We start from the raw sequence: 17,501 nt of genomic DNA, 5'->3' as shown, positions 1-17,501 counted from the left end.
GTTCTCAGTCCCGCAGCAGGTCCGGTACCCCCTCGGCGTCGGGCTCGTCCCGCTCGCCGGAGACGACGGTGAGCTGCTGCGTGGCCCGGGTCAGGGCGACGTACAGCACGCGCAGGCCCGCGGGCGACTCGTCGGCGATCTCGGCCGGGGAGACGACGACCGTGGCGTCGTACTCCAGGCCCTTGGCCTCCAGACTGCCCAGCGCCACCACCCGGTCGCCGAGTCCGGCGAGCCGGCGCCGGAACTCCTCGCGCCGGTTCATGGCGACGACCACGCCGACGGTGCCGTCGACCAGGCCGAGGAGCCGGGCGGCCTCCGCGCGGACGGTGCCGGGCAGGGAGTCGTCCCCCACGACGGCGAAGCGCGGCCGCACGCCGGTCGAGCGCACCGCGGACGGGGAGTGCGAACCGGGCATGGCGAGGGCGAGGACCTTCGACGCCAGCTCGGCGATCTCCGCGGGGTTGCGGTAGTTCACGGTCAGTTCGAAGCGGCGCCGCGGCCGGGTGCCCAGGGCCTCGTCGCGGGCCTGCGCCGCCTCGTCGGGGTCGGACCAGGAGGACTGCGCCGGGTCGCCGACGACGGTCCAGGTGGCGTGGCGGCCCCGGCGGCCGGCCATCCGCCACTGCATGGGCGTGAGGTCCTGGGCCTCGTCGACGATGACGTGCGCGTACTCGGTGCGCTCCTGGGCCAGGCGCTCGGCGCGCTCCCACTGGGTCTCCTCGCGCTGCGGCATCAGCTCCTCCAGGCCCGTGAGCTGGTCCAGCGGGTCCGCCTCGCGCCGCTTGCGGGGGCGGGCCGGGGTGCCGACGATCGCCTGGAGCTCGTCGAGCAGGGCGACGTCGTGCACGGAGTACCCCTCGCGCCGCAGTGAACGGGCCACCTTGCGGACCTCGCCCGGGTTCAGGACGCGCCGGGCCCAGCGGCCGAGGCGGCGTTCGTCCGCCATGGCCGCCAGAACGGCCTTCGGGGTCAGCTCCGGCCACCAGGCGTCCAGGAAGTCCGTGAAGGGGTCCTCGGCGCTGACGTCCTCGTCGAAGGAGGAGCGCAGCTCGGCGGCGAGTTCGGGGTCGGTGTGCCGGGCACCGGCACCGGACCTCTCCCACAGGGCGTCCAGGAGCAGCCGGCGGGCGCGGGGACGCAGCAGGTTGACGGGAGCCGTGCCGCCGAGGACGGTGCGGCGGATGCCGGCCAGTTCCTCGGCCTCCAGTTCGAGGCGGCGGCCGAAGGCGACGACCCTGAGCAGCGTCGGCGAGTCGGCCGGTTCCAGCGCGCCGCGCGCCGCCTTGCGCAGCACCCGCAGCATGCGGGCGGAGCCCTTGACGCGGGCGGCGGCCGGGGAGTCGTACAGCGTGGCCTCCGCTCCCTCGACCAGGGAGCCGATCGCGCGGATGGCGACCTGGCCCTCCTCGCCGAGGGAGGGCAGCACGCCCTCGGTGTACGCCACGAGCAGCGGGGTCGGCGAGACGATCAGAATGCCGCCCGCGTAGCGGCGCCGGTCCTGGTAGAGCAGGTAGGCCGCCCGGTGCAGGGCGACGGCGGTCTTGCCGGTGCCGGGGCCGCCCTCGACGTAGGTCACGGAGGCGGCGGGGGCGCGGATCACCCGGTCCTGCTCGGCCTGGATGGAGGCCACGATGTCCCGCATGGAGTGCGTACGGGCCTGGCCCAGGGCGGCCATCAGGGCGCCGTCGCCGACGACGGCCAGTTCCTCGCCGTCCAGGCGGGCCGTGATCTCGGGCCGCATCAGGTCGTCCTCGACGCCGAGAACGCGCCGGCCCTTGGAGCGGATCACCCGGCGGCGCACGACGCGGCCCGGGTCGACCGGCGTGGACCGGTAGAAGGGGGCCGCGGCGGGGGCCCGCCAGTCGATGACCAGCGGGGCGTAGTCCGCGTCGAGGACGCCGATGCGGCCGATGTGCAGGGTCTCGGCGATGTCGGCGGTGTTGTCGGGCCCGAGGGCCCCCTCGGCGGGCTCGACCGCGGTGTACGCGCCGTCGGGTCCCTTCTTGCCGTCCTTGCCGAGGAGCAGGTCGATACGGCCGAAGAGGAAGTCCTCGAACTCGTTGTTCAGGCGGTTGAGGTGGATGCCGGCCCGGAAGACCTGCGCGTCGCGCTCGGCCAGGGCGCCGGGGGTGCCGACGTGGCCGCGCTGGGCGGCGTCGTGCATGAGGAACTCGGCCTCGTGGATCTTCTCCTCGAGGCGGCGGTACACCCGGTCCAGGTGTGCCTGTTCCAGAACGATCTCCCGGTCCCGCACGGAATCCTCCCGTACGGGGTCCGGCCGTACGGGGTCCTCCTGCACGGGGTCCTGCCGTACGGAGTCCTCCCGTACGGGGTCCTGCCGTGCAGGGTCCTCCCGTACGGGGTCCGCGGAGTCGTGCACCGAGTCGACCGCTGAGTCATGTCGCGCCTGTGCGGCCACCTGGCCCCCTTCTGACGTGCTGGGCAGCCGTCAAAAATACGCGAAGGGGGCCCTGGAAGCCACGCCGCGACTACGCGTCCACCTCCACCAGCCGCTTGCCGTCGAAGGTCATGACCTCGAAGTGGGAGATCTGGTTGGGCTCGAAGGCGGCGCCGCCGTGCACGTAGAGCGGCTTCTTGGCCTTCTCCGTGGTGGCGTCCGGTATGCCGTACCCCCAGTCCGGGACCGTCCAGGAGCTGAGGGTCTCGCGCTCGCCGTTCTTGCCGACCGCGATCAGGGAGCACTTCTGCGGCCCCTTGACGTTCTTCAGCTCCAGGACCGCCTCCGTGCCCCAGGCCTTCTTCTCCAGGGCCACCGTCGCGCTGACGTCGGTGGCCGGGTCGGTCGCGGTGACCCGGTCGGGCATGGCGGCGAAGGCGGACTCGGCGGGAGTGCCGGTCTGCTGCTGCGAGGCCTCGGCCTTCTTGCCGCCGCCGTCGTCCCCGCCGCCGCCCGTGGTCGCCACGGCGGCGAAGGGACCGCCGATGATCAGCGCGGCCGCGGTGCCCACCAGGTAGAAGTTGCGCCGGCGCTTGCCCGCGCGGCGTTCGGCGACCTCGTCCACCAGCTTCTCGGACAGGCGCGGGCTGGGCCTGGTGGTGAGCGACTCGGCGATCGCGGGGGTGCCGGTGCCCGGCAGGTCCGCGAGGGCGGCCATCATCGGCTCCATGCCGGCCAGCTCGTCGAGCTGCTGGGCGCACCACTCGCAGGTGGCGAGGTGGGCCTCGAAGGCCGTCGCCTCCGCGTCGTCGAGGATCCCGAGGGCATAGGCGCCGACGGTCTCGTGCTCGTTCGGCGCCGGTGATCCCTGCATGGGGACAGAATTACCCGTATCCCCCGGACCGAATCCCTGAACTCCCCCGTAGCCGCTCATCACGCCGTCACCCCCCGCTCCTCCAGTGCCAGCTTCATCGAACGCAGGGCGTAGAACACCCGGGAGCGTACGGTGCCGCTGGGTATGCCCAGTGTCTGCGCCGCCTCATTGACGGTACGCCCTTTGAAGTACGTCTCGACGAGAACCTCCCGGTGGGCCGGGGTCAGGTCGTCGAGCGCGTCCGACAGCGTCATCAGCCACAGCGCCTTGTCGATCTCGTCCTCCGCGGGGATGACCTCCAGCGGCGACGGATCGACCTCCTGCGGCCGGGCCTGCCGGCTGCGGTGGCCGTCGATGACGATGCGCCGGGCGACCGTCACCAGCCAGGGGCGTACCGATCCGGTCGCACGGTTGAGCTGACCGGCGTTCTTCCAGGCACGGATGAGCGTCTCCTGGACGACGTCCTCGGCGCGCTGCCGGTCCCCCGCGACCAGCCGCAGCACATAGGCCAGCAAGGGGCCGGCGTGCTCGCGGTAGAGCGCGCGCATCAGCTCCTCGTCGGGTTCCGAGGACGATTGGGACATGCGATGTCGGGCCCTGGCACCACGTTCACTGGCCACGACGGAATCCTTGCGCACGCCCACCTCCGGTGTCCGGGGGATCCCCCAGTCGGTCGCTCGCCCATTCCGTACGGACGCGAAGTGCGGTGCGTTCAAAGTGAGATGACAGTTTTCTCGTGGACGGTGCATCGAGAGGGACATGGAGGCACATACCCGCCCCTACCTCTTCACGTTTTCACCACACGGGCGGGGTGCGGGAGGAAACCAGCAGGGGCTTCGCCGTACGCCGCCGCACTCCCGGACGTCCTTCGGGCCGTGCCGGTGTTCAGCGGGCGAGGGCCGCGCGGCGGCGGTGGCGGGCGACGCGCTCGCGGTTGCCGCAGATCTCACTGGAGCACCAGCGCCGGCGCCGGCCGCGGGAGGTGTCCACGTACACGATGGGGCAGTTGTCGCCGGCGCACTGCCGCAGGCTCGCCCGTGCGACCGGGTCGGTGAGCAGGTCCACGGCGTCCCGGGCGAGGGCGCCGAGCAGCGCCGCGCACGACGGCGGCCCGGTCAGCTCCCGCACCAGCGTGCCGTCCCGGCCGGGCACCGCGCGGGGAGCCGGGGGCGCGGCGCGGGCGAGGTCGTTGACGCGGGCGAGCGCGAGGTCGTACGGGGTGGTGCGCGGCGCCGGTCGGCTGCGTACCAACCGTGCGGTCTCGCCCCGCAGTTCGCGGAATTCGGCGAGCCAGGCCGCGTCGGCGTGGGCCAGGGGGGTGCCGGGCGGCACGAGTCCGGCGCCGGTGATCCAGGCGCGCAGCACCGGCACGGAGTCGAGGCGTTCGACGGGGTGGGTGGTGGCGACGAGGTCCAGACAGATCCGCCCGGTGTCGAACCGCAGCTCGTACGGGTCGGTGGCCGTGCCCGGCGCCATGTTCGCCATGTTCCTGTCACCGCCTAGGGCTCGCCCGCCGGGGTGGCGGGCCGGGTGCGGGCTGAGAGGAGGAGAGCGGGTGAACCGTTCCCTCTACAGTGCCTGCCCGCTTCCACGCCCGGAACCCCTCGTACCGCTCCCGCACGGGCGCTTCCCCACGCACCGGCGCACACGACGCGCTCCTGCCCCGCGCCTCCGTCCCACGCAGCCGCGTCCCGCGCGGACCTGTGCCCGGTGCCCCGCCGGTGCCCGGTACCTCGCCGGGGCCGACCCTGTGGTTCGGCGTTCTCGGCTTCTCGGCGTTCTCGGCTTCTCGGCGTTCTGGGCGTTCTCCGCGTGCCGGTCGGCTCCGTCAGCCTTCCGTGGCCTCGGAGTCCCCGTCCCGCGGGTCCGTGTCCCGCGGGTCCGTGTACTTGGCGTCCGTCGCCGGGTCCAGGGCGAGGCGGTAGCCGCGCTTGACCACCGTCTGGATCAGTTTCGGTGTGCCCAGGGACGTGCGCAGGCGGGCCATCGCCGTCTCCACGGCGTGTTCGTCGCAGCCCGTTCCCGGCAGGGCGCGCAGCAGCTCCGCGCGGGGCACGACCCAGCCCGGCCGCCTGGCCAGCGCCCGCAGCAGGGACATGCCGGCGGGCGGCACGGCCCGCAGCTCCCCGTCGACGAGCACCGCGTGCCCCCGGATCTCCATCCGGTGCCCGGCGACCGGCAGGGCACGGGCGCGGGCCGGGAGTTCCTGGCACAGCAACTGGACGAGGGGGCCGAGCCGGAAGCGTTCGGGCTGGACCGTGTCGACGCCGCGCGCCTGCAGCGGCACCGCGGTGACCGGTCCGACGCAGGCGGGCAGCACGTCGTGGCCGAACGCGGCGAGCAGCTCGGGCAGCATGCCGCGCTCCTCGGCGCGGCCCAGCAGGGACACCGCGGCGGGCGCGCTGGTGAACGTCAGTGCGTCGACGCCCCGCGACACGGCGGCGTCCAGGAGCCGGTCCACCGGGCCGATGTCCTCCGGTGGCAGCCACCGGTACACCGGCACGCCCACGACCTCGGCGCCACCCTGCCGCAGCGCCTCCACGAACCCCGGCAGCGGCTCTCCGTGCAGCTGTACGGCGATCCGGCGGCCCTCGACCCCCTGTTCGAGGAGTCGGTCGAGCACCTCGGCCATGGACTCCGACGACGGCGACCACCGCTCCGTCAGCCCGGCCGCCCGCACCGCGCCCTTGACCTTGGGCCCGCGTGCCAGCAGCTCCACCCCGCGCAGCCGTCCCAGGAGGTCGTCGCCGAGCCCCCAGCCCTCGGCCGCCTCGATCCAGCCCCGGAACCCGATGGCGGTGGTGGCGACGACCACGTCCGGGGCCTGTTCGACGATCCGCTTGGTCGCGGCCATCAGCTCGCTGTCGTCGGCGAGCGGCACGATCCGCAGCGCCGGGGCGTGCAGGACGACGGCACCGCGCCGCTGGAGCAGCGCACCGAGTTCGTCGGCCCGGCGGGCGGCGGTCACGCCCACCGTGAATCCGGCCAGGGGCCCGTGCTCGGGCCGTCGCCGCACGTCGGCCGCGCCGTCCGCGCCGTCCGCGCCGTTCGCACTGCCCGCGCCACCCGCTTCGCCCGTGCCACCCGCTTCGTCCGCGAAGTTCACGTCGTCCATCGCTCGCCGCGCTCCGATCCGTTCACACACCCACGCGCACCGTCCCGTGCACCGTCACGTGCCGACCGAGCCTGTCAACGGTGCGTCACAGGCTCGGTTCCGCATCATGTCACCCGTGTTACGTCACACCTCGGCATGGCTGAGCTGCGCCTTCGGCTCGGCCCCCGCCACCGGGCCGTCCGCCGGACGGGTGGCCGGGCGGCGAAGGTATACCGCCCACGTCACCGCGAAACACACGGCGTAGAAGGCGAGGAAGGCGACGAAGGCGCCGGTTCCCGAGCCGAGGGAGAGAAAGGACTGCCGGAAGGCGAGGTTGATGGCGACGCCGCCGAGCGCGCCCACCGCGCCGATCAGCCCCATGGAGGCCCCGGAGAGCCGCCGCCCGTAGGCCACGGCCGCCTCCCCGGTCAGACCCTTGCCGAGCGCCTTGTTCTGGAAGATCCCCGGGATCATCTTGAACGTCGACCCGTTGCCGAGCCCGGTGAGCACGAACAGCACCACGAACGCCACGACGAACAGCGCGAGTGACTCCGCCATGCTCGCCGCGACGAGGACGGCGGTGGCCGCGGCCATGGCGACGAAGTTCCACAGGGTGATCCGCGCACCGCCGTACCGGTCGGCGAGCCTGCCGCCCAGCGGCCGGATCAGTGAGCCGAGCAGCGGGCCGACGAAGGTCAGGTAGGCCGCCTGGAGGGGGGTCCGCCCGAACTGGGTGGTCAGCACCTGCCCGAAGGCGAAGCTGTACCCGATGAACGAGCCGAAGGTCCCGATGTACAGCACGGACATGATCCAGGTGTGGGCGTCACGGGCGGCGTCCTTGGCGGCGCCGGTGTCGTTCTTCACGGAGGCGAGGTTGTCCATGAAGCGGGCGGCGAGGACGGCGGCCACCAGGATCAGCGGGATGTAGATGCCGAGCAGCACCCGCGGCCCGCCGTTCGCCCCGATGATCGCGAGCGCGGCCAGCTGGATGACCGGCACGCCGACGTTGCCGCCCCCGGCGTTCAGACCGAGCGCCCAGCCCTTCTTCCTGAGCGGGAAGAAGGCGTTGATGTTGGTCATGGAGGAGGCGAAGTTGCCGCCGCCGATGCCGGCCAGCAGCCCGACGAGGAGGAAGGTCGAGAACGACGTCCCCGGCTCCATCACGGCGAAGGCCGCGACGGTCGGCACGAGCAGCAGCCCGGCGGAGACGATCGTCCAGTTCCGGCCGCCGAAGACGGCCACGGCGAAGGTGTACGGCACCCGCACGACCGCGCCGACGAGCGTCACCAGCGAGGTCAGCAGGAACTTGTCGGCCGGAGTCAGCCCGTACTCGGGCCCCATGAACAGCACCAGCACGGACCACAGGGTCCAGATCGAGAACCCGATGTGCTCGGAGAGCACGGAGAAGTACAGGTTCCGCCGGGCGGTGCGCTCCCCCGTCTCCTTCCAGAAGGTCTCGTCCTCCGGGTCCCAGTGCTCGATCCAGCGGCCGCCAGGGAAAGTCATGACGCCTCCACGGTGCTCCACCACAGCTCGGTCGGTCCCCGAGGTCGTCCCGAGGGTCGTTCCCGAAGGTAGGGAGGACGCGTTTCGGGCCGGTGGGGCTGTGGGTGACCACGAGGGAACGTTGCTCTCACCCGGCGCCGGCACGGGATGAGAGGTCGCGCCGGGTCAGCCCTGCGGGTACGGGGGCTGCTGGGGCTGCGGCGGCGCGTACGGCTGCTGGGGCTGGGGCGGGTACGGCGACTGCGCCTGGGGCGGCGCGTATGCCTGCTGCGGCTGGGGGGCGTACGGCTGCGGCTGCTGGGCGTACGGCTGTTGCGACTGGGCGTACGGCTGTTGCGGCTGTTGCGGCTGTTGCGGCTGTTGCGGCTGTTGCGGCTGAGGGGCGTACGTCCCCTGCGGCTGGGGAGCGTACGTGCCGGGCGCCGGCGGCTGGGCGTACCCGGCGGGTGGCGCATAGCCGCCGCCCGGCGCCCCGGCGCCGAACGGATTGCCGTGGCCCGGGAACTGCCCCCCGGGCGGCAGGTACCGCACCCGCCCCGTCTCGTCGGCCACCGGCACGAACCCGGCCGCCTGCAGACGGGCGGCGAACTTGGTGTTGCGCGCCCGCGTGACGAGGAGGCCGATGCCCAGGGCCACCATGACGACGAGCCAGAAGATCCCGGCCATGACGAAGTCCCCGGACTCGCCTCCCGCGCGGACGCCGAGGACCGCGCAGCCGACGGTGGCGCCGAGCACGGCGAACCCCATCCGCTTCTGGGCGTTCTTGCCGGTGAGGTCGAAGTTGATCCGCGCCTTGAGCAGTTCGAAGGCGTCCGGCACGAGCGGCGGCAGCGAGACCCCGTCGCCCGCGTTCGGGTACTGCGCCCAGTTCTGCGCGGCCCGGCTCCGGGCCTGCGGGCTCGGGTCGGGGACCAGCAGCATGGTGAGCGAGCCGTTGGTCCCGCCGCCCTGCCGCGCGTCGGCGTACTCGTAGCCGAACTGCTGGGCGGTGAAGGCGAGTTTGGCGAGCTTCTTCACGGACGCCATCGGGCTGGTGAGCTGGACCGGCTCGCCGCTCGCCATCAGCCCCAGCATCTTCTGCGTCTGCCGCCTGCTCATCCCGCTGCTCCCCCCGACCGGCTCACGCCGCCCTGTTACGTGCGCCGTTCACGTGCGCAACCGGGGCAGTCTCGCACGGTGCGGCGCCGGCCGTCAGCCCCGGTGCGCGGCACTGCCCGCGGACCGTCCCCGCGCGGGTCGCTTCGCCCCGTTCGGCCACAGCCGCGGGCTGCGCTTCGCCGCGAGGTCCTCGATCCAGCCGACGGCGAGCACCGCCAGCGCGATGAGGGGCCAGACCAGCGTGAACATCCAGAGCGTGTACGTGCTGTCGATGGCGTGCATCCCCCGCTCGCTCTGCATGAACGGGACCCGGTACAGCAGGTCGACGAGCGGGACGGTCGCCATGATCAGCAGGTTGTGCCACAGGTAGATGGTGACCGCGCGGTTGTTGGACAGCGTCACCAGCCTGTCCCACCTCGCCAGCCGGCCCGGCAGTTCCCGCCAGGACGGGGAGTACTGGAGCAGGATCACCACGAAACCGAACGACCAGGCGGCCTGGGCGAGCGGGATGTCGTTCAGGTCCCAGCCCTCGGAGCCCAGGTGGCCCGAGGCCCACCAGAGGCCGAAGGCCATCACGAGTGCGGCGCAGGAGACGGAGACGTACCGCGGGACCTGCTTGAGCATGCCGTCGTGGTGGGCGAAGCCCAGGACCCAGCAGCTGCCGTAGACCGCGAAGTCGCTGATCGCGTGGCCGGTCTCGCCGGGGATCGTCACCAGGCCCGTGCCGACGACCGCCGTCAGGCCGAGCGGGGCGAGCAGCGTCGGCCAGGGCGCGCGGCGGAACGCCCACAGCAGCAGCGGTGAGGCGATGACGAACCACAGGTAGGCGCGCAGGTACCACAGCGGCCCCACCGCCTGGTCGGCCCAGGAGCCCTCCAGCCAGTCCAGCGGGGCACCGGCCTCCCAGGGGTAGGGCGGTGCGCCGATCGGCACGAGGTAGTTGAAGAGCTTGACCAGGCCCCAGGCGCCGCCGCCCTGGTCCGGGTCGTCGCCCGGACTCCAGCCGCCCGCGAACAGCAGCGTCAGCGCGAGCGCCGAGAACGCCCACACGGGCGGCAGCAGACGCCGGACCCGGCCGCGGATGACGCTCCACGCGGGACGCTTCAGCGACCGCGCCATCAGCGAGCCCGCCAGCGCGAACATCACGCCCATCGACGGGAACAGGATCGAGAGCCAGGCCCAGCCGAAGAGGTGGTACACCACGACGCGGACCAGCGCGACCGACCGCAGCAGGTCCAGGTACCGATCACGGCCCGGCTTCCCGGCGGCCGGTGCGGAGGCCGGTGCGGGGTCGGCCGTGGAGCCCGCTGGGGGACCGGCTTCCGGCGCGGGCTCCGGCGCCGTGCGCTGCTGCGGGATGTCGTACGGCGTCCCCGCGGCCGCCGTCCCCTGCGGGCCGGGCGGGTGAGGGGCGGCGTACGGACCGGGCGGGTGAGGAGTGCCGTACGGGCCGGCCGGCTCCGGGGCGGCACCCGGTCCGGTCGTGTAACCGTGGGTCATGCCACGGGCCTCCGATCGTCGCTGCTCCGTGAACGCCGGTGCGGCACCGCGCCGCCGGGCGCCTCGACGACACCGGTGCGCCGCAGCTTCTGCCAGCGCAGCCGGCCGCCGGTGAGCGCGGTGATCCAGGACTGGAGCAGCACCACGTACATGAGCTGGCGGTAGAGGATCTGCTGCAGGGGCAGCGAGATCAGGTGGGTCATGCGTTCACGGTCGAGCCGGAAGGCGTACGCCGCGCAGACGGCCTGGACGGCGAGGACGCCCAGCCACGCCACGATCGTCTTCTGGGTCGGTCCGAAGACGATGCCGTAGAGCAGGAAGACGTCGATCAGCGGGGCGAGGAGCGGGGCCAGGACCATGAACAGGGAGACGAAGGGCAGGCCCACGCGGCCGAAACGCCCCGAGGGGCCCTTCTCGATCACCGCGCGGCGGTGCTTCCAGATGGCCTGCATGGTGCCGTACGACCAGCGGTAGCGCTGGGACCACAGCTGCTGGACGGTCTCGGGCGCCTCGGTCCACGCGCGGGCGTTCTCGGCGTAGACCACGCGCCAGCCGGCCCGGTGCAGCGCCATGGTCACGTCGGTGTCCTCGGCGAGCGTGTCGTCGCTCATGCCGCCGATGGGTGCCAGGGCGGAGCGGCGGAAGGCGCCGACGGCGCCGGGGATGGTCGGCATGCAGCCGAGGACGTCGTACATCCGGCGGTCCAGGTTGAAGCCCATCACGTACTCGATGTGCTGCCAGGCGCCGATGAGGCTGTCCCGGTTGCCGACCTTCGCGTTGCCCGCCACGGCGCCGACCTTCGGGTCGCCGAAGGGCTGGACGAGTTCGCGGACGGTGGCCGGTTCGAAGACGGTGTCGCCGTCCATCATCACGACGATGTCGTAACGCGCGTTCGCCAGGCCGCGGTTGAGGGCGGCCGGCTTGCCCGCGTTGAGCTGGCGGATCACCCGGACGCCCGGCAGGCCAAGGCCCTCCACGATCCGGGCGGTGCCGTCGGTGGAACCGTCGTCGACGACGATGACCTCCACCGGGTGATCGCTCGCCACCAGCGAACGCACCGTGTTCTCGATGCACTTGGCCTCGTTGTACGCCGGGACCAGCACCGTCACCGGTTCGGTGACCGGCGGCCCCCAGCCGAAGCTCCTGCGGCGGACCTTGCGGGCGTGGACGGCGGAGAGGAGCAGCATCAGGCCGAAGCGGCCGATGACCAGGGTGCCGATGACCGCGAGGCCCACCACCAGGGCGTCGGTGATCTTCTCCGAGGCCTGGACCAGGAAGACCCACGCCTTGCCCTTCCACAGTTCGGCACCCGTCACCGGGGTCATGGCGCTGGGCACGTCCAGGGCCTCGGTGAGGTTGGCGAACTCGTAGCCCCTCTCCTTCAGGTCGGGCAGGAACTTGTCCAGGGCCCGCACCGTCTGGTGGCGGTCGCCGCCGGAGTCGTGCATCAGGACGATGGCGCCCTTGCCGCCGTGCGGGGTGGCGCGGCGGATGATCTCGTGGACGCCGGGCTTCTTCCAGTCCTCGCTGTCGGTGTTGTTGACGACGGTGATGTAACCGCGGCTGCCTATGTACTCGGTGACCGGCCAGGACTTGTTGTCCATGGCGTCGGCGAAGGAGGAGTACGGCGGCCGGAACAGCGAGGTCCGGACGCCGGCCGCGCCGGTGATCGCCAACTGGTTCTGCGACAGCTCCCAGTCGATGCGCTTCTTGGACTGGTAGGAGAGGTCGGGGTGGTTGAAGGTGTGCAGGCCCACCTCGTGCCCCTCGTCGACCATGCGCTTGACGAGGTCCGGGTAGCGGGAGGCCATGGTGCCGGTGACGAAGAAGACCGCGTGCGCGTCGTGCTTCTTCAGCACGTCCAGGACGCGCGGCGTCCAGGTCGGGTCCGGGCCGTCGTCGAAGGTGAGGACGAGCCGGTGGTCGGGGACGCTCAGGCCTTCGGTGCGGCCGCCGCGGACGTCGATGACCGGGCCGCCCTCGAGGATCTTCTGTGGCACCTTGTCGGTGGCGGCGGGCGGCTGGACGCGGTGGTCGGCGAGGATCTCGCTGTGCACGTATCCGCGCAGCATGAGCATCGCCACCAGGGCGACCAGGACGAGCAGCGGAAGCAGCAGGCGCAACGGCAGGCGTCGGCGGGAGCCCCCACGGGCGCTGCGCGCGGCCCCGTGACGGCGGGTGCGGGATGCCATCAGAGGGTGTTCTCCGGGGACAGGGAAAGGGACGTGGAGGGGTCGCTCTGTTCGGCGACGGTGACGGGTCCGCCGGCGGATCCGGCGACGGGTGAGTCGTCGCTGACGCCGTTGGCGTTGGTGCCGCCCGCGCCGGGGTCGGTGCCCGTGGGGTCGCCGGTGGGCGCGGTCGGGTCGGTCGTGGCGTCTCCGCCGCCCGTCGGGGCGGACGGGTCGGTGGACCCCGGCGCCTGCGGCGACGACTGCCCCGGGTCGGGGGCGTTCTCGCCGGTGCCGCCGGTCTCGCCGGGGTTCGGGTCGGTGCCGCCCGCCGGGGACTCGGGGCCGGTGCTGGTGCCGGGCTGCCCCGTGGTGGTGCCGGTCGCGCCGGACGTACCGGCTGCGGGGGCGTCGGAGCCCGGCGCGGTCGTCACGCCGGTGCCCGCGGAGGGGTCGGCCGGTGCGGTGGCGGTGCCGGTGGCGGAGGGCTGCGCCGGCTCCGAGGGCAGCGGGGTCGTGTCGACCTGGCCGGCCGGCTTGCCCTCCTCCTGGCCGGGGACGGGCAGCCAGGGCGCGTCGGAGTTGCCGGAGAGCAGTGTGGAGACGATGACGACGGCGTAGACCGCGCAGGCGATGCCGACGAGGATGCCGAGGCGGCGGTAGAGGCGGGTGCGGCGGCCCGAGGAGTCGACGAAGACCGGTCCGTCGGAGGCTTCGGCGCGGGTCTTGCCCTTGCGGTGGCCGCCGCTGTCGGCCCGGCGGATCACACCGTCGCCCAGTTGGACGGCGTCGAGTTGGACCGTCACCTCGTGCGGGTCGTGGGTGTGGTCACCGGCGTCGGCGTCGGCGTCCCCGTCGGCGCCGGGGTCCTCCTGCCAGGGGTCGCGCAGGGGTGCGGTGGCGGGGCCGGCCGTGGGGATGACACGTGTGGGCGACGCCGTGACGTCCGGGGGGACGGAGGGGAGGACGTCGGTACGGCCGGTGTCCGGGGTGGCCGGGGTGGCCGGGGTGGCCGGCGGGAGCAGGTCCGTACGGTCGGTGTCTCCCCGGGCGGCCGACGGCAGCACGTCCGTACGGTCCGCATCGCGGGCGACCGACGGCAGCACGTCCGTACGGTCGGTGTCCCGGGCGACCGACGGCAGCACGTCCGTACGGTCCGCATCCCGGGCGCCGTACGGCAGCACGTCCGTACGATCCGCATCCCGGGCGCCGTTGCCCCCGGTGGCGGCGGGCGCGATGGGCGCGGTGGGCGGGGCGACAGGGCCGGGCCGGGTCGGGAGGATCTCGGTGCGGCCGATACCGGCGGGGTCGCTGTCCGGGGCGAGGCCGTCCCGGTCCGGACCCGGCCGGGCCGAGGCGGACGGGCCCGGGGCGGACGGGCCCGGGGTGGACCAACTCGGCGTGGACGGGCCCGGGACGGACGGCTCCGGGGCGGACGGGCGGGGGGTCGCCGTCCGGTTCGGGCCGGGTTGCTGCGGGACGCCCCGGTGCGGAGCACTCTGCTCCGGCTGCCTTGGCGCGAACTGGTCCGTGGCGGCGCCCGGTCGGCCGGGGTGGCCTGCCTCCGCGCCGGTCCGGTCGGCCTGACCCCACGTGATCCGGCCCCGGGTCATCGGGTCGGAGGCCGCGTGGCGGGGACGGGCCGGACCGGCCGCGGCCGTGGAGGGCGCGACGCCGGCAGGCCCGTCGGTGCGGACGGTTCCGTCGGGGGCGGCGCGGTGGTCACCGTCGGCGCGACGGTCGCGGTCCTGGCCTATTCGGGCCCCGAGGGCCTCCGTCTCCCCGGCGTCCGGAGCCGCATGACGGCGCGTGGTACGACCGGAACTCCCGAACCACCCCGCGTCCGCCCCGGACTCGGCTTCGGCCCCGGGGCGGGATCCGGACCCGGATCCGGATCCGGCGCCGCCGGAGGCCGCCGCGCTCATCGGGGACTCCCCTGCGGGCGGGAAGGGGCGGGTCGCCGGAAACACCTCGGTGGCGTCGGCATCCTGTCTTGCCTCCGGGAGATCACGAGCCCCGGACTCGGCTTCGGGCCACTCCGGTTGGGCGTCTTTTTGCCATTTCTTCACGCGCGCGCACTTCCCCCCACGGAACATTTCCGGGTGCGCATACGACTCCGAGCACTCGTCGGCCGAACCGGCCCCCACCAGGTTCGAGCGCCCCCTGTATCACACCGTGCTCAGGGAAAGAATGTAGCGCACGCGGAGGATGTGTGGTTGCCCCGTGTCAATTGCGGACGGACATCACACCCGCGTCGATGGCCGGAATCCACCCCTCTGCGGGGAACCGCAGCCAGCCCTTTTCGGCCGCGACCTGGGCAGTCGCCCGGCGCAGCGCGTCCAGGGCGGGGTGCACCAGCCCCTTTCGCCAGACGAGCGAGACCGGCGACAGCGGCACGGGGTCGACGAGTGGCCGCACCACGGTGGAGGCCATGGCCGGAAAGCTCACCACGGCCAGGATCGGGTGGCGCGTCTTGTCCATGATCCGCTGGAACTCCTCCTCCCCGACCGCCAGCGGAACGGGTGGCGCCACGTCGATGCCCCGTCCCTCGAACAGGCGATGCGCGAGGTCGGTCCACTCCGGCGTGCGCGGGTTGCCCGCCCCGGCGTACACGGTCTCACCGGCGAGCGCGGAGAGCGGGACCTCGGCGAGCCGGGCCAGCGGGTGGTCCTCGGGCAGGACGAGGGCCATGGGCTCGTAGCGCACCGGCTGGTGGTCGAGACCGGACCGCAGTGTCGGGGCGAGCCCGGCGAACCGGCCGAGGGAGGCGTCGAGGCGGCCCGCGAGGAGTTCGGCGGCGGCATGGGTCAGCCCGCTCTCGTAGCGCGCCATCAGCTCCAGTCCGGGCGCGAGTTCGCGGGCCCGTTCCAGCACCAGGCGGCCGGTGACCAGCCCCGGGGAGTTGAGGTCGACCAGCAGGGGGCGTGCCTGCCCGAAGGCGGCCAGCAGGTCGTCCTGGGCCTGCAGGACACTGCGGGCGTACGGCAGCAGCCGCTCGCCGTCGGCGGTGAGCGTCACCTGCCGGGTGGTCCTGAGGAACAACTCCGCGCCCAGTTCCCGCTCCAGGCGCCGCACGTCCCGGCTGAGCGCCTGCTGGGCGACGTACAGCCTGGCGGCGGCGCGGGTGAAGTGCAGCTCCTCGGCGACGGTGACGAAGGCGCGCAGGAGGCGGGGATCGAGGTGGGCGGGTGCGGGCATCCGGCGAATCTACAACGGGGGTGCGTCAATGACGAGGGAGCAGGTGTTGGACCCCCCGGCCGCTCCGGAACGACGGTGAGTGCATGCCGCAACCGACTCCCTCGCACTCCCCTCACCCTTCCCGCCCCTCCGTCACCTCTGGTACCTCTGTCCCCTCTCACCCCTCTGTCCCCTCTCACCCCTCTGCCCGCTCTCGTACCTACGTCTCCTCTCCTCGCTTTCATCCCTCCCGCCCCTCTGGTCTCGACGCGGCGGCGTCCGCCCGGCCGCACACCCCGGTCCTCACCGTCACCGCCGACACCCTGGTCGTCGCCGACTTCCGGCCCCGAAGCCGGCGGCCGGGGCCACGGCGCCGGCCGCCGGGCCCGTACCGGCGACTGCTCGCGACGCCCGGCGCGCGGGCGTTCACGGCCGGGAACCTCATGGCCCGGCTTCCGGCGGGCATGTTCAGCGTCAGCGCGGTCGTGATGATCGCCGGCACCCGTGGCTCGTACGCCCTGGCGGGCGCCGTCACCGCCACGGGGCTGGCGGCGACGGCGCTGGTCGCTCCGTGGACGGCGCGGCTCGTGGACCGGTACGGCCAGGCCCGGGCGGCGCTGCCCGCCACCCTGGTCGCCGCCCTCGGTTCGCTCGCGCTGCTGCTGTGCGTGCGCTCGGGTGCGCCCGCCTGGACCCTCTTCGCCGCCTACGCCGCCACCGCGACGACGCCCAACACCGGCGGCATGGCCCGCGCCCGCTGGGCCCACCTGCTGAAGGGCGACGAGGACGCGCTGCACACCGCGAACTCCTTCGAACAGGCCATGGACGAGCTCTGTTTCATGCTCGGGCCGGTCCTGGCGGCGTTCCTGTGCACGGCACTGTTCCCGGAGGCGGGCACGCTCGTCGCCGTGGTGCTGCTGGTGACCGGCATGCTGCTGTTCACGGCGCAGCGCTCGACCGAGCCGCCGGCCCGGCCTCGGCCGACCTCGAAGGCCCCGTTGCGGGTTGCGGGCATTCCGCCGCTGCTGGCGGTGTGCCTGGCGACGGGCGGCGTGTTCGGCGCCATGGAGGTCGTCACGATCGCGTTCGCGGACGCACAGGGGCACCGCGCGGCGGCCGGTGTGGTCCTCGCCCTCCAGGCGGCGGGTTCGTGTGCGGCGGGACTGCTGTACGGCGCACTGAAACCGGCCGGACCCGCCGCTCGGCGGCTGCCGTGGTGTGTCGCGGCGATGACGGCCCTGCTCACGCTGCCCCTGCTCGCGGCGTCCCTCAGCGGCTCGCTGCCGCTGCTGGCGCTCACGCTGCTGGTCGCCGGGATGGCGACGGCCCCCACGATGGTGACCACGATGACACTGGTCCAGCGGCGCACCCCGCACGGGCGCCTGAACGAGGGGATGACCCTCGCGGTGACCGGCCTGCTCGGCGGCATCGCCTGCGGCAGCGCGGCGGGCGGCTGGACGGTGGAGCACGTCTCCCCCGCCGCGGCCTACGCCATCCCGCTCACAGCGGCCGCCACCGCCCTCCTCCTCACCCTGCTGCCACCGCGGCGGGCACCTCGGCAGGAGGTGGGACGGGAACACTGACCGCCCGGAAGGCACCGGGGCACAGACGAAGACCCCCCTGGCGCGATGGGCCAGAGGGGTCTCTGCGTCTCAGGGCGCGGGAGGGGGAAGACGAAAGCCC

At 73.5% G+C, this 17,501-nt stretch carries 12 protein-coding genes; 1 reads left to right on the top strand and 11 read right to left on the bottom strand.

The features are described from left to right. Positions 1 to 4 precede the first annotated feature (4 nt). The 11 genes from HZS56_RS12960 to HZS56_RS12910 all read right to left on the bottom strand — a co-directional run bounded on the left by HZS56_RS12960 (position 5) and on the right by HZS56_RS12910 (position 15,839). Positions 5 to 2,299, bottom strand: a complete 2,295-nt coding sequence (locus tag HZS56_RS12960; RefSeq protein ID WP_308408068.1) for a HelD family protein — start codon at positions 2,297 to 2,299, stop codon at positions 5 to 7. A gap of 190 nt (positions 2,300 to 2,489) precedes the next feature. After that, positions 2,490 to 3,272, bottom strand: a complete 783-nt coding sequence (locus HZS56_RS12955) for a zf-HC2 domain-containing protein (RefSeq protein ID WP_216720838.1) — start codon at positions 3,270 to 3,272, stop codon at positions 2,490 to 2,492. Positions 3,273 to 3,331: 59 nt separating this feature from the next. After that, positions 3,332 to 3,856 (bottom strand): sigma-70 family RNA polymerase sigma factor, encoded by a 525-nt coding sequence (locus tag HZS56_RS12950; protein ID WP_007450155.1) that lies wholly within the window; start codon positions 3,854 to 3,856, stop codon positions 3,332 to 3,334. Between the two features lie 301 nt (positions 3,857 to 4,157). Next, complete coding sequence (locus tag HZS56_RS12945; RefSeq protein WP_216720837.1) at positions 4,158 to 4,748, bottom strand: CGNR zinc finger domain-containing protein; 591 nt, start codon at positions 4,746 to 4,748, stop codon at positions 4,158 to 4,160. A 352-nt stretch (positions 4,749 to 5,100) separates the two neighbouring features. Then, positions 5,101 to 6,387, bottom strand: a complete 1,287-nt coding sequence (locus tag HZS56_RS12940; protein WP_253914160.1) for a uroporphyrinogen-III synthase — start codon at positions 6,385 to 6,387, stop codon at positions 5,101 to 5,103. Between the two features lie 123 nt (positions 6,388 to 6,510). Beyond that, the gene (locus HZS56_RS12935) at positions 6,511 to 7,872 is read right to left on the bottom strand and encodes a nitrate/nitrite transporter (protein WP_216720836.1); all 1,362 of its coding nucleotides are present in this window, start codon (positions 7,870 to 7,872) and stop codon (positions 6,511 to 6,513) included. A 165-nt stretch (positions 7,873 to 8,037) separates the two neighbouring features. Next, the gene (locus HZS56_RS12930; protein WP_216720835.1) at positions 8,038 to 8,970 is read right to left on the bottom strand and encodes a hypothetical protein; all 933 of its coding nucleotides are present in this window, start codon (positions 8,968 to 8,970) and stop codon (positions 8,038 to 8,040) included. Between the two features lie 93 nt (positions 8,971 to 9,063). Continuing rightward, positions 9,064 to 10,470, bottom strand: a complete 1,407-nt coding sequence (locus HZS56_RS12925; protein WP_216720834.1) for an acyltransferase family protein — start codon at positions 10,468 to 10,470, stop codon at positions 9,064 to 9,066. After that, the gene (locus tag HZS56_RS12920; protein WP_216720833.1) at positions 10,467 to 12,662 is read right to left on the bottom strand and encodes a bifunctional polysaccharide deacetylase/glycosyltransferase family 2 protein; all 2,196 of its coding nucleotides are present in this window, start codon (positions 12,660 to 12,662) and stop codon (positions 10,467 to 10,469) included. The genes HZS56_RS12925 and HZS56_RS12920 overlap by 4 nt, the downstream gene beginning before the upstream one ends. Then, entirely contained in the window at positions 12,662 to 14,566 is a 1,905-nt protein-coding gene (locus HZS56_RS12915) for a hypothetical protein (RefSeq protein WP_216720832.1), read from the bottom strand. The genes HZS56_RS12920 and HZS56_RS12915 overlap by 1 nt, the downstream gene beginning before the upstream one ends. Positions 14,567 to 14,867: 301 nt before the next feature. After that, positions 14,868 to 15,839, bottom strand: a complete 972-nt coding sequence (locus HZS56_RS12910; protein WP_216720831.1) for a LysR family transcriptional regulator — start codon at positions 15,837 to 15,839, stop codon at positions 14,868 to 14,870. Positions 15,840 to 16,261: 422 nt separating this feature from the next. Between HZS56_RS12910 and HZS56_RS12905 the strand changes: the two genes are divergently transcribed. Next, the gene (locus tag HZS56_RS12905; RefSeq protein ID WP_374201137.1) at positions 16,262 to 17,401 is read left to right on the top strand and encodes an MFS transporter; all 1,140 of its coding nucleotides are present in this window, start codon (positions 16,262 to 16,264) and stop codon (positions 17,399 to 17,401) included. Positions 17,402 to 17,501: the final 100 nt, after the last annotated feature.

It is taken from the genome of Streptomyces mayonensis (assembly GCF_018982965.1).
GTDB lineage: Bacteria > Actinomycetota > Actinomycetes > Streptomycetales > Streptomycetaceae > Streptomyces > Streptomyces mayonensis.
Note: the sequence above shows the minus strand (reverse complement) of the source record. Positions and strands in the feature narration are given on the sequence as shown.